The sequence below is a fragment of the Streptomyces meridianus genome (assembly GCF_023703325.1).
Taxonomy (GTDB): domain Bacteria; phylum Actinomycetota; class Actinomycetes; order Streptomycetales; family Streptomycetaceae; genus Streptomyces; species Streptomyces meridianus.
Genome location: NZ_JAMQGM010000002.1, coordinates 275,710 through 287,552 on the forward strand (window position 1 = coordinate 275,710; position 11,843 = coordinate 287,552).

General features: G+C 71.4%; 13 protein-coding genes. 6 read left to right on the forward strand and 7 right to left on the reverse strand.

Annotated features, from left to right (window positions below; translation table 11 throughout):
* The first annotated feature begins 53 nt into the window (after window positions 1-53).
* Window positions 54-473 (forward strand): VOC family protein, encoded by a 420-nt coding sequence (locus tag M1E25_RS02955; RefSeq protein WP_251408983.1) that lies wholly within the window; start codon window positions 54-56, stop codon window positions 471-473.
* Window positions 474-531: 58 nt separating this feature from the next.
* On the opposite strand, the gene M1E25_RS02960 is transcribed toward M1E25_RS02955, so the two are convergent.
* Window positions 532-1,851 (reverse strand): Nramp family divalent metal transporter, encoded by a 1,320-nt coding sequence (locus M1E25_RS02960; protein WP_251408986.1) that lies wholly within the window; start codon window positions 1,849-1,851, stop codon window positions 532-534.
* A 302-nt stretch (window positions 1,852-2,153) separates the two neighbouring features.
* Between M1E25_RS02960 and M1E25_RS02965 the strand changes: the two genes are divergently transcribed.
* Window positions 2,154-2,873 carry a DinB family protein gene (locus M1E25_RS02965; RefSeq protein WP_251408989.1) on the forward strand — a complete coding sequence of 240 codons (720 nt, stop codon included), beginning with the start codon at window positions 2,154-2,156 and terminating at the stop codon, window positions 2,871-2,873.
* A gap of 159 nt (window positions 2,874-3,032) precedes the next feature.
* Window positions 3,033-3,602, forward strand: coding sequence for a GNAT family N-acetyltransferase (locus M1E25_RS02970; RefSeq protein WP_251408992.1), 570 nt, complete (start codon window positions 3,033-3,035; stop codon window positions 3,600-3,602).
* A 170-nt stretch (window positions 3,603-3,772) separates the two neighbouring features.
* Here the strand turns inward: M1E25_RS02970 and M1E25_RS02975 are convergent, their stop codons facing one another.
* The 6 genes from M1E25_RS02975 to M1E25_RS03000 form a co-directional block, all read right to left on the reverse strand.
* Entirely contained in the window at window positions 3,773-4,186 is a 414-nt protein-coding gene (locus M1E25_RS02975) for a PIN domain-containing protein (protein WP_251408995.1), read from the reverse strand.
* Window positions 4,183-4,455: a CopG family transcriptional regulator gene (locus M1E25_RS02980; protein ID WP_251408998.1), complete on the reverse strand. Its 273-nt coding sequence runs from the start codon at window positions 4,453-4,455 to the stop codon at window positions 4,183-4,185. Before M1E25_RS02980 ends, M1E25_RS02975 begins: the two co-directional genes overlap by 4 nt.
* A gap of 398 nt (window positions 4,456-4,853) precedes the next feature.
* Window positions 4,854-5,726, reverse strand: coding sequence for a trypsin-like serine peptidase (locus M1E25_RS02985; RefSeq protein ID WP_251409001.1), 873 nt, complete (start codon window positions 5,724-5,726; stop codon window positions 4,854-4,856).
* A 150-nt stretch (window positions 5,727-5,876) separates the two neighbouring features.
* Window positions 5,877-6,281, reverse strand: a complete 405-nt coding sequence (locus M1E25_RS02990; RefSeq protein ID WP_251409004.1) for a RidA family protein — start codon at window positions 6,279-6,281, stop codon at window positions 5,877-5,879.
* Window positions 6,278-7,069: an IclR family transcriptional regulator gene (locus M1E25_RS02995; RefSeq protein WP_251409007.1), complete on the reverse strand. Its 792-nt coding sequence runs from the start codon at window positions 7,067-7,069 to the stop codon at window positions 6,278-6,280. The genes M1E25_RS02990 and M1E25_RS02995 overlap by 4 nt, the downstream gene beginning before the upstream one ends.
* Window positions 7,066-8,235, reverse strand: coding sequence for a sugar kinase (locus M1E25_RS03000; protein ID WP_308290381.1), 1,170 nt, complete (start codon window positions 8,233-8,235; stop codon window positions 7,066-7,068). The genes M1E25_RS02995 and M1E25_RS03000 overlap by 4 nt, the downstream gene beginning before the upstream one ends.
* A gap of 184 nt (window positions 8,236-8,419) precedes the next feature.
* Between M1E25_RS03000 and M1E25_RS03005 the strand changes: the two genes are divergently transcribed.
* The 3 genes from M1E25_RS03005 to M1E25_RS03015 form a co-directional block, all read left to right on the forward strand.
* Window positions 8,420-9,706 (forward strand): amino acid deaminase, encoded by a 1,287-nt coding sequence (locus M1E25_RS03005; RefSeq protein ID WP_251409010.1) that lies wholly within the window; start codon window positions 8,420-8,422, stop codon window positions 9,704-9,706.
* 397 nt (window positions 9,707-10,103) lie between these two features.
* On the forward strand, window positions 10,104-11,315 hold the full coding sequence (locus tag M1E25_RS03010; RefSeq protein ID WP_251409013.1) for a pyridoxal phosphate-dependent aminotransferase: 1,212 nt from the start codon (window positions 10,104-10,106) through the stop codon (window positions 11,313-11,315).
* Window positions 11,316-11,532: 217 nt separating this feature from the next.
* The coding region (locus M1E25_RS03015; RefSeq protein WP_251409015.1) for an SCO4983 family protein at window positions 11,533-11,843 on the forward strand (311 nt) is incomplete at its 3' end.

The following is an 11,843-nucleotide window of genomic DNA, read 5'->3' on the forward strand; positions in this document are numbered from 1 at the left end:
ACCGGCAACCGACCGGCAACTTCGCAGTGAGACCAGACGGGAGCACCACCGACATGCGCGGACGACCCGTTCACGAGCCCGGCACCCCTCGCACCGCGAGGCACGACTGGTGGGGTGTGGTGCTGGAGGCGCCCGACCCGCATGCGCTGGCGCGCTTCTACGCGGAGCTGCTGGGGTGGGAGATCGCCAAGGAGGACGCCGAGGGAGCGGCGATCGCGGCGGCGGACGGCGTCGCCTACCTCGGCTTCCAGTTCTCGGACGGCTATGTCCCGCCCGTGTGGCCCGCGGAGGAGGGCGCCCAGCGGATGACCATGCACCTCGACTTCGAGGTCGAGGACCTGCCGTCCGCCGTCGGGCACGCGCTCGAACTCGGCGCCCGGGAGGCGGGTCGCCAGCCGCAGGACAACGTCCGGGTGATGCTCGACCCGGCCGGTCACCCGTTCTGCCTCTACGTGGACGGCGGCTCCGGCTGACCGCCCCGCACCGGTGACGTGCGGCGCCCCGCACCGTCGGGGGCGCCGCACGCCGTGCTCACCAGGGCAGTTCGCGGACCTGCTGCACGCAGAGGACGACGAACAGCAGCCCCGCCGCGGCCAGCATCACGTTGCTGAGCGGGCCGTTGCGCCACTGCTGCGGGGTCCGCTTCGAGTTGAGCAGCCAGAGCAGCGTCAGCGCCAGGAAGGGCATGAAGAACGCGCCGAGCACGCCGTATCCGACGACCAGGGCGAACGGCTGGTCCAGGAAGAGCAGGCTGATCGGCGGGAAAGTGAGCCAGAGCAGGTATGCCCGGAACGGCCACGACTTCTCGGTCTCGCCGGCGGCCACCTTCTCGGCGCCGGTCTCCGTTGCGGCGTCCGCGCGGGCCGCGCGCCAGCGCTCCACGAAGTCGGCGAACATCAGGCTCACGCCGTGCCACACGCCGATCAGCGACGAGAACGAGGCGGCGAAGAAGCCGACCAGGAACAGCTTGGCGGTCGGACCGCCGAACTTGGCCTCCAGGACCCTGCCGAGGTCGAGCAGTCCCTTGTCGCCCTCGGTCAGCGCGACGTTCGCGGCGTTCAGCAGCTCGGCGCCCACGATGAGCATGGCGACCACGAAGATGCCGGTGGTGATGTAGGCGGTGCGGTTGTCGAGCCGCATCACCTTCATCCAGGAGCTGTCCTTCCAGCCCTTCGCGTTCACCCAGTAGCCGTAGGCGGCCATGGTGATGGTGCCGCCGACGCCGCCGACGAGGCCCAGCGTGTAGAGCAGCGATCCGTCGGGCAGCGCCGGGACGAGCCCGGCGAAGGCGGAGCCCCGGTCCGGGCCGACCCGGACCGCGAGGTAGACCACGACCACGAACATGATGCCGACCAGCACCGTCATCAGCTTCTCGAAGACGGCGTAACGGTTGAACCAGACGAAGGCCAGACCGAGCAGTCCGGTCAGGACCGCCCAGACCTTGAGGTCGAGGAATCCCGGGAAGAGCGCCACCAGGGGCAGGGCGCTGGACGACATCGCCGTGGCGCCGTAGACGAAGCCCCAGATCACCACATAGACAGCGAAATAGACCGTCGTCCACGATCCCAGGCTGCGCCAGCCGTCGAAGAGCGTGCGGCCGGTGGCCAGGTGCCAGCGTCCGGTGGTCTCCGCCAGCGCGATCTTGACCAGGCAGCCGATGACAGCCGCCCACATCAGGGTGTAGCCGAACTTGCTTCCGGCGATCAGTGTCGCGACGAGGTCACCGGCGCCGACGCCGGTGGCCGCGACCACGATGCCGGGCCCGATGGAGCGCCAGCTCGACCGGCGCGGTGGTTTCTGTCCGGCCGTCCCGGGGGCGTTCCCGGTGTCCGTCTGCGTCGTGGGGGTCACTGAGGTTTCTCCGTGCTCGTGGTGCTGCGACCCAGGGGTCAAACCGGTTCAGGGGGGTGTGCACAAGGGGGGAGCAGGGGGCCAATACGCGGGCGAGCCAGCCCCGTACGATGCCCCTCACCTGCGGCTTTGCGCCCCTCCTCGGATCGGTCGGGCCGCTGTCAACGGGCGGAGGAATCATGAGGGTTGGGCCGTTCCGCTCGGCGGTGCTGGCGAGGAAATCAGTCGCGCCCCGCGAGGTCAGCCGTTAGCTTCCGGCTGAGCGCAGCGTGTGCGGGACACGGGCGCGAGGGGAGCGGGACATGGGGATCGACGGCACGCGGACCGACCGTCTGGGGTTGCTGCTGGAGCAGTTCGACCAGGCCAGGGAGTCGGCTCAGGTGCGGCTGACGGGGCTGAGCGACGAGGAGTACCTGTGGGAGCCGGTGCCCGGTTGCTGGTCGATCCGGCGCCGCGGCGAGGCGACGACCCCGAGGGCGTTCGGGCCGGGTGAGTGGGTGCTCGACCAGGGCGCTCCGGACATCCCGGCGAGCGAGTACGCCGAGGTGGCCCGGCAGGCCGCCGGTGGCATGACCGTCGAGAAGATCGCGGACGACTGGAGCGTGAGCGTCGAGCGGGTCGAGCAGGTCCTCGCCCACACCGGGGAGCCTGAGCCCGACGCCACCCCGATCACGACGATTGCCTGGCGGCTGGCGCACCTGCACTTCCACTTCGCGGGCGGATGGGAGTGGGCCTTCGGCGAACGGCGTCAGGAACCGAAGCAGCTGGTCGACTTCACCCCCGCCGCCGCCGTGGAACTCGAGCGGTTCTGGGCGCTGATCGACCGCTGGCGCGACAGCGTCGGCGCCGTCACCGAGGAGCAGCTCGACACGGTCGGCTTCTCGCAGTACCCGTACAGCAACGACGCCGACTACCCCTTCGTCAACGTGCTGGCGGGGGCCAACCTCGAATTCATCCATCACATGTCCGAGATTGCGCTGCTCCGCGACCTGTGGCGGGCCCGGTTCACCACTGCGGGGTGAGCCGGAGCGGCGTCGCGAGGGCATCCGGCTGCACTCCCGACACGGACGCCAGGTCTGCATCCGCTGTCCGGCCCCTGGGGCCCGCCCCACCGCGCTGCCCCGGCGGAGCAGGCGAGCTGGCAGCCACGCCCCGCGCGGTCGACCCCGAGGACCACGACCTTGACCCACGTCATCCGCGAGTACACCGCCGCCGACGAGCCCTCCTGGCTGCGCTGCCGGGTGCTCTCCTTTCTGGACACCGCCTACTACGACGACGTCGATCGCACCAAGCCCGTCGTGCCGGCTCCCGGCCTCGAACTGGTGGCGGTCGACCGGACGGACACCGTCGTGGGGATCATGGACACCCTGGTGGAGGGGTCGCTGGCCACCATCGACACCGCCGCGGTCCATCCCGAGCATCAGCACCGCGGCCTCGGTCGCGCCCTGCTCCGGCGAACCTGCATCCGGGCCCGGGAACTGGGAGCCACCACGCTCGACGCCTGGACGCGGGACGACCCGGACACCCTGCGCTGGTACCGGGCGATGGGCTTCGTGGAGAGCGACCACTACCTCCACGTCTTCGCGCACGCGTACACCGCTCCGGACGAGCCGGCCCGGGCGATCCGCAGCCCGCGACCGGGGCTGCGGCTCGTGGCTGCCTTCCTGCACGCGAGGCTGGAGGACGAGGCGCAACTGCGTCGCGAGTTCGACCGGGTACACATGTGCAGGCGCTTCGCGCTGACGCTCTGAGAACGCCGTTGCCGGCGTGGAACGCAGCCGCCCGCCTGCGGCCAGTCCACGGCTGTACGCACCCTTGCGCCTCTGTTCGTGAGCCGCACCCTCGTGACGGCGCGTGTGGATGCCCACGCTTCGGGGCATCACCGGGCTCGCACGATGTGCGCCCAGGGTGCAACCGCGGATCAGACCTTTACGACAGTGGCGCGCGTTCCGCACAGGGCCACGAGATCCTCCGGGTCCGAGGTGAGGATCGTGACCGGCCCGGGGGCAGCAAGGGCGGTGGCGCCGAGCATGGCGTCGATGGCGTGCTTGTGGCCGTGAAGACCTGCTCCGGAGAGCAGGGCAGCGGCCTGTCGTGCAATGGGTTCAGTGACCGGTTCGACGATGACGCGGGACAGCGTCCACTCCAGAGCCGGCCGGTTGATCCGGGGATGGACCACCTCCACCAGGGTGGCCGCGGACGTGATCACCCTGAGATCGTCGGCGCGAGCCAGGGCGAGCCAGGCGGTCACCGCGCGCTCGCGGAGCACGGCCTTGGCCAGTCCATCGCTGTCGAGGACGAGGGTGCCGCCCGGGTCGCCGGCTGTGCGGGTCACGCGGCGTCCGCCCCGTCCTGCGTACGCTCGGTCTGCTCACGGCGTGCCTGGTGGAGCTGATCACGAAGGGCTTGAATCTCCTCGTCCGCGATGGGCCCGTGTTCGGCCTCGGCGACCTGAATCAGCTCGTTGAGGTTGTCCCGCTCGATCTGGCGGGCCACGGCGGCGGACACATAGGCGGACAGGCCTGAAGGGCCACTGCGGGCGCGCGCTGCGGCAGCGACATCACGCGGCATAGTGATCGAGTACTTACTGGTAGGCTCGCTCATGCGACTTATCCTACCTCTCATCCTCCGACCGAGCCGAGAAAGCGACGCATCACACCCACATGCGGGGGCGTCGTGTACGACTGCGCCACCCCTGAGTCCTCGGACACCGGAAGCGGCGACAAGGGCAGCGCTCCGTCCCCCTGTCAGCAGATGGGGGCGACGCTCCCTCCCGCGTCTCGATTGCAGGGCAACTGGTGAGAGATCCGCTCTCGCCTCATCACGCCTCCGAGGTGCAGGACGCGCAGTCCAGGAAGTCGTCGAACCCTTCCAGCACCTCGTCGGGTTTCGACTTTCGGGTGCCACCAGCGAGGCCGAATGCGCGATGGCGCACACCCCGCCCGGGCGTGCGGCGCCCCCGCCCAGCAGGGGCACCGCACGGACGTCAACCCGGCTGAGGCTCAGGCCGGTTCGGGGAGGGTGCAGCCCGGCAGGCTCAGGTCGATCTTGTTGCCGGTGGTGACGCACTCGGTGATGCCGTACGTCTGCTGGGCGTAGTTGATGCCCTGGCGCACCGTCACGTTGCCGCTCTCGTCGACCTCGCACGGGTTGTTGAGGGTGCAGGTGCCGCCGTCCTCGTTGCCGGTGTTGTTCACCGCGACGACCTTGCCGCTCGCAGAATCGATCACGGGCGAGCCGGACGTGCCGCCTATGGTGTCGCAGGCCGAGGTGTAGCGGACCGAGTCCTTCCAGGTCCAGTCGCCCTCCTTGAGGCGGTACACGAAACCGTCGATGTTGCAGCTGTAGATGCGCTTCCAGTACCCGGAGACCACGCTGATCGCGGTTCCCGCCACCGGGTGCGTGGCGGACAGTTCGAGGGCGTCGATGCCGTACGACTGCTCGATCTGGCCGTAGGTGGTGGTGAGTTCGTAGAGCGCCACGTCGGTGTCCGTCATCGTGGCGTACGCGATCTTGCTCGCGCGCAGCGTGCCCACGCTGTTCCCACGGGAGTTCAGCAGGCTGAAGGTGCGGCTGGACGGCTGGTCGACGACGACCTCGCCCGCGTCGGGCATGCCGGTCTCGAGGCAGTGGCCGTTCGTCATGACGAGCGCCGGGTCGCCGGGCTGGGAGTCCGGCATGCGCACCACGGAGCCGGAGCAGTTGCTCAGTGCCACCGTGCCGGCGAAATCGACGGCCTTGGCTTTCGGGCCGCCCTTGGCGGCGACGGCGGGTGCGGCTGCCGGGGTGGCCGCGGTGGCGGGGGCCGCGACGCCGGTGACGGTCGCTCCGGTCAGGAGCAGCGTCACCAGTGCGCCGACGAGAGGCTTCTTCATAGGGGGTCCTCTCCGAACCGAATGTCTTCCGGTTTTGTCATGCGCATTCTTGAGGAAAGGACCCCTGCCCGGACAGCTTTCATCCGGACTTCCTGACGTCAAGCCCCGGACATATACGTGCAGTTGGACACGAACCGGCCGGCCCGGCCGTCAGTCCAGCACGGCGAGGGCGTCGATCTCCACCAGCAGACCGGCGGGCAGGCCGACATACACCGTGGTGCGGGCCGAGGGCGGCTGCCGGAGGTCGGCGAAGAACTCGTCGTAGACGGCGTTGAATTCGGCGAAGTGCGAGGTGTCCGTCAGGTAGACGCGCACCATCATCGCGTCCTCCCAGGTGGCCCCACCCTCCTCCAGGACGGCCTGCACGTTGCGCAGCGTCTGGATCGTCTGCTCGCGCAGGCCCGGCCCGACCGGGGCGGGAGCCCGGCCCTCGACCGCCGGGCCGAAGGCGACCTGGCCCGCGACCTGGAGGAGGTTGCCCTTGCGCACGCCGTGGGAGAACTTGGCGGGCGGCGTGGTGTGTCCGGCCGGGGTGACGGCGGTCTTCTCGCTCATGTGCTCTCTTCCTGGTTGGGTGTGCCGGTGGTTCCCGCGTACTCGCGGCTGATGGCCTCCGCGGTACGGCGTACCAGCGGGAGCAGGGTGAGGAGTTCGCCGGCGGTGACGACGACGTTGGGCGCGGACACCGACAACGCGGCCACGGCCCGCCCCCTGGCCCCACCGGAGAGGCGACCGGGGCCACGGACGGGAGCAGCCACGCAGTTGACGGACTCCTCGTGGCCGCCGAAGTCGGTCGCCCAGCCCTGCTCGCGCACCTTCGCCAACTCGGTCAGGTGGGCGGTTGCGTCCGGGGTCGAACGGGGCGTGTAGCGGGGGTAGTCGAGCCGTGCGGTGAAGGCGCGCCGCTCCGGTTCGGGCAGGTCGGCGAGGAGCAGCTTCGCGACCGCGGCGACGGTGATCGCGACGGGCCTGCCGATGCGCGAGTACATGCGCACCGGGTAGCGGCTGTCGACCTTGTCGATGTAGACGACCTCGCCCTCCTCCATGACGGCAAGATGGACGGTGTGCCCGCACTGCTCGTTGAGGGCGACGAGATGGGGGTGGGCGATCTCGCGGACGTCGAGGTTCTCGACGGCCTCCTGGGCGAGGGCGAACAGCCGGGCGCCGAGCCGGTAGCGCTGGTCCTGCTGCCGGTGGACCATGCCGTGCTCGTGCAGGGTGCGCAACAGCCGCAGGGCGGTGGACTTGTGCACGTCGAGCCGGCGGGCGACCTGGTCGAGGGTGGCCGGTCCGGCGGCGAGGAGCGGCAGGATGCGCAGGGCGCGGTCGACGGTCTGGCTCACCGCGCGGTCCCGGGGGCGGACGCAGCGTGCTGCTCCATGGCGCCGTGCGACGTCCACCCGGGGCCGAGCCGCAGGTCGGCCCAGGTCTCCGGGTCGGCGGCGGCGAGCCGGTCGGCGTGGTCGCGGGACGGCGGGTCGGCGAGGTCCCCGGGGACGGTGAGCACCGCGGCGGCGAGGAGGTGGCCGTGGCGCAGCCGCCGGAAGAGCGGCAGCCCGCGCAGGGTGGCGGAGAGGAACCCGGCGGCAAAGGCGTCGCCGGCGCCGGTGGGGGCGACGACGTCGACGGTGAGAGCGGGGGCGGTGGCGACCTCGTCGGTCCGCCCCTCGGTCGACGGGCGGGCGAAGGCGGTGGCGCCGGCTGCGCCCTGTTTGACGACCAGGACGTCCGGCTCGGGAAAGGCGTCGCGGACGGCCTGCGGATCGTCCAGTCCCCACAGCGCCTCCGCTTCGTCCTCGCCCACCAGGAGGAGGTCGCAGCCGCGGGCGAGCCCGGCGAGGACGTCCGGCCCGTCCGGCCGGCCGCGCCAGAGGGCGGGGCGGTGGTTGACGTCGAATGAGACGAGGGGGCGGCCGGGCACCCGGGTGGTGAGGTCGCGCATCAGGGCGAGGCAGCCGGGCGAGAGGGCGCCGGTGATCCCGGTCAGGTGCAGGACCTGGCCGGACCACAGGTGCTCACGGGGCATCAGGGACGGCGACATGGCCGAGGCCGCGGATCCCGACCGGTAGTAGGCGACTTCCGCGATCCCGGGAACGGGCCCGGCGTCGACGGCCGGGGCGGGGGAAGCGTCGACCGCCGGATCGGGGCCGACGGCCGGACCGGTAACGGGGCCCGGGCCGGCGGCACGCTCCCCGGCGGTGCGGAAGTAGATGCCCGTGGGACGGCCGGGGTCCCGCTGCACGGCGGAGGTGTCCACGCCCGCTGCGGCGATCTCGTCGACGAGGTGGTCGCCGAAGCCGTCGGCCCCCACCCGTCCGACCCAGCGGACGGTGTGTCCGCTGCGGGCGAGGGCACAGGCGACGTTCGACTCGGCCCCGCCGATGCCCCGGGCGAAGGCCGCCACGTCGGCGAGCCGGCCCGTCGGCGCCACGCCGGGAGCGGGGGCGGGCACGAACGTGACCATGGACTCGCCGAGGCAGACGACGTCGGCCCTCGCGGAGCTGGTCACGATCGCTGGTTCTCCTCACTGCTGCGGTGTCGGACGGGTTCCGGACCGGCTCACGCGCCGTGCGGGGTTGTTCCCGAGCACCGTTGACCCTGCGTCGGCTCGGATGTTAGACAGCGTGAATCGCCGTACGCAATGGCCGTTGCGCATGTCGCAACCCACCTGCACCCACCTTCCGGGAGAGCCGATGTCCGCCGACACCGCCCTGGCCGCCCTCGCCGACGAACGGGTCGACCACCGCTTCAAGGGCCTGCCGCCGGACGCGGACGGCATGACGCTCGGCGAACTCGCCGCGCAGCGGCGGCCGTTGTTCACCGGCGGCTTCACGACTCCGGTACTGGCCCTCTCGGCCGAGGCGGTGGAGAACAACATCGGCGTGATGGAGCGTTACTGCGCGCAGCACGGCCTGGCGTTCGCCCCGCACGGCAAGACCTGTATGGCCCCGCAGCTGTTCGAGCAGCAGCTCGGGCACGGCGCGTGGGGCATCACGGCGGCCGTCCCGCACCAGGTGCGCGTCTACCGGGCCTTCGGTGTCCGGCGGATCTTCCTGGCCAACCAGGTGGTCGACGCCGCTGCCCTGCGCTGGCTCGCCGGGGAGCTGGACGCCGATCCGGGCTTCCGGCTCGTCACCTACGTGGACTCGGTGCGCGGCGTGGAGCTGATGGACCGGGCCCTGACCGACTGCGGCGCGTCCCGGCCGGTGGAGGTCGTGGTCGAGCTGGGCGGTGGGGAGGGCGCCCGCACCGGGGTGCGCACCGAGGCGGAGTGCGAGCAGATCGCCGACGCGGTCGCCGCGACGTCCACCCTCCGGCTGGTCGGCGTCGCGGGCTACGAGGGCGAGGTGCCGGAGGCGGACGGCGAGCGGGTGCGCGCCTGGCTGCGCCGGCTCACCGGCCTTGCCGTCGCCTTCGACCGGGCCGGGCGGTTCGCGGACACCGACGAGATCGTGGTCAGCGCGGGCGGCAGCGCCTGGTTCGACGCGGTCGCGGACGTCTTCGCCGAACTCCCGGAGCTCTCCCGTCCCGTACTGAAGTTGCTGCGCTCGGGGGCGTACGTCTCGCACGACGACGCCCACTACCGGCGGCTGACCCCCTTCAACCGGGTCCCGGAGGAGGGCGCTCTGCAGCCGGCGTTCCGGCTGTGGGCGCAGGTCGTCTCGCGGCCGGCGCCGGGACAGGCGTTCCTCAACGCGGGGAAGCGGGACGCCGCCTACGACCTGGGCATGCCGTCACCCCTGGTGGTGCGTTCGGCTCGGGACGGCAGCGAGCGCCCGGCGGACGGCATCACCGTCACCAAGCTGTCCGACCAGCACGCCTGGCTGGAGCTGGGGGCGGACGCCGGTGCGGGGCCCGATGTCGGCGACTGGGTCGCGCTCGGGCTGTCGCACCCCTGCACGATCTTCGACAAGTGGCAGCTGATCCCGCTGGTGGAGGCGGACGGCACGGTCGTCGACTTCGTCCGGACGTTCTTCTGAGCTCCCGGCGCCGCTGAACACCCGATGCACCTGAACACCCGGCACCGGTGGGCTCCCGCCCGGCACCCGGCCGGTCCCAGGCCGGCGCGCGACCGTGTCGGACATCACACCCGGGCCGGTCGCGGGGTCGCAGGTACAGCGGGGCGTGAACCCTCCGCTCCCGGCGCATCGTGGGCGGACCGGCACCGCTTCCACTTTCGAAGCCCCGCGCAGGCCGCCGACCGCGATCCGCATGCCCGGATCTGCGAACGCTTCATCATCGAAGGGCCTCCGGGTGGCACCGTTTCCCGGCGCCGCCCCGCCCGGTGACGGCCGGCGGCTGCTCGGGGCGAACGGGCCCCATCCGGGTGGCGGACAACACCGGGCGGCCGGCTTGAGGCGCCCGTAGGGTGTCGACATGCAGGTGATCCAGTCAACGAAGCTCGCCAACGTCTGCTACGAGATCCGTGGCCCGGTGCTCGAGGAGGCCATGCGGCTGGAGGCGGCAGGTCACCGCATCCTGAAGCTGAACACCGGCAACCCGGCGCCCTTCGGTTTCGAGTGCCCGCCGGAGATCCTCGAGGACATGCTGCGCACGCTCGGCACGGCGCACGGCTACGGGGACGCCAAGGGCCTGCTCGCCGCCCGCCGCGCGGTGGTTCAGCACTACGAGACGAGCGGCGTCGAGCTCGACGTCGAGGACGTGTACCTCGGCAACGGGGCTTCCGAGCTGATCCAGATGTCGATGCAGGCGCTGCTCGACGACGGCGACGAGGTACTGGTGCCGGCCCCGGACTACCCGCTGTGGACGGCGGCCGTGTCGCTGTCCGGCGGCACCGCCGTGCACTACCGCTGCGACGAGCAGTCCGACTGGGCGCCGGACCTCGGCGACATCGAGCGGAAGATCACCGACCGCACCAAGGCGATCGTCGTGATCAACCCGAACAACCCGACGGGCGCGGTCTACACCGACGAGATGCTGCTCGGCATCACCGAGATCGCGCGCCGGCACAACCTGATCGTCTGCTCCGACGAGATCTACGACAAGATCCTCTACGACGACGCGACGCACACGCCGACCGCCGCCATCGCGCCCGACCTGCTGACGCTGACGTTCAACGGTCTCTCGAAGGCCTACCGGGTCGCCGGTTACCGCAGCGGCTGGCTGGCGGTCTGCGGCCCCAAGCAGCACGCGTCCAGCTACATGGAGGGCCTGACGATCCTCGCCAACATGCGGCTGTGCGCCAATGTGCCGGCCCAGCACGCGGTGGCGGTGGCACTGGGCGGCCGGCAGTCGATCAAGGACCTGGTGCTGCCCGGCGGGCGACTGCTGGAGCAGCGCGACACCGCCTACGAGCTGCTCACCTCGATCCCGGGTGTGACGTGCGTGAAGCCGAGGGGCGCGCTGTACGCGTTCCCGCGGCTGGACCCGAAGGTCTTCAAGATCAAGGACGACCGGCAGATGGTGCTGGACCTGCTGCGCACCGAGAAGATCATGATCGTGCACGGCACCGGCTTCAACTGGCCGGAGCCGGACCACTTCCGGCTGGTCACGCTGCCGCACAAGGAGGACCTGGCGGACGCGGTGACGCGGATCGGCAGCTTCCTGGAGGGCTACAGCCAGCCCTGACCGGCATGCTCCCCGGGCCCCGGCGGAGTTCCACCGGGGCCCGGGCACGCCCGGGCGATCCGTGCTCCGGAGGCGCCCGGCCCGCCCGACGCCCGGCCGGCCGTCACCCGAACGAACCAACCCGCCCGCGAAACTCGATTTAGACAGATTCCAAGTTAGGATGGCCTCCTGATACTTGCCCGGGTTGCCCGGGATGCTCGCGCCAGGAGGCCACCCCATGTACGAGCCGAGCCGCGCCAAGTCGGTCCACGCCATGGCCGAGCCGCAGTTCCCGCACCGATCCCGCGAAGAGGAGCTGGACATCCAGCTCGCCGGACATCTGGCCGCGCTGCTGGCCGTGACGGACGAACTCAGGGGCCTCTCCTCCGACGGCACCGCCGGGCCCGAGCCGGATCTGGACTCGGCCTCCTCCCGCATAGCGGACGAGGTCGCGCGCCTGCGCCGGGAGCGCCGGCCGCGCCCCGGCGCGCCGTCCGAGATGCCGCCCCGCGACGGCGCGCGCGTGGTCGACCTGCACCGCCAGGCGCA

Coding starts and splice junctions, on each gene's coding strand:
- M1E25_RS02990 (WP_251409004.1), bottom strand. CDS start 6,281: ATGAGCGAGAAGACCGCCGTCACCCCGGCCGGACACACCACGCCGCCC.
- M1E25_RS02980 (WP_251408998.1), bottom strand. CDS start 4,455: ATGAGCGAGCCTACCAGTAAGTACTCGATCACTATGCCGCGTGATGTC.
- M1E25_RS03005 (WP_251409010.1), top strand. CDS start 8,420: ATGTCCGCCGACACCGCCCTGGCCGCCCTCGCCGACGAACGGGTCGAC.
- M1E25_RS02965 (WP_251408989.1), top strand. CDS start 2,154: ATGGGGATCGACGGCACGCGGACCGACCGTCTGGGGTTGCTGCTGGAG.
- M1E25_RS02955 (WP_251408983.1), top strand. CDS start 54: ATGCGCGGACGACCCGTTCACGAGCCCGGCACCCCTCGCACCGCGAGG.
- M1E25_RS02985 (WP_251409001.1), bottom strand. CDS start 5,726: ATGAAGAAGCCTCTCGTCGGCGCACTGGTGACGCTGCTCCTGACCGGA.
- M1E25_RS03010 (WP_251409013.1), top strand. CDS start 10,104: ATGCAGGTGATCCAGTCAACGAAGCTCGCCAACGTCTGCTACGAGATC.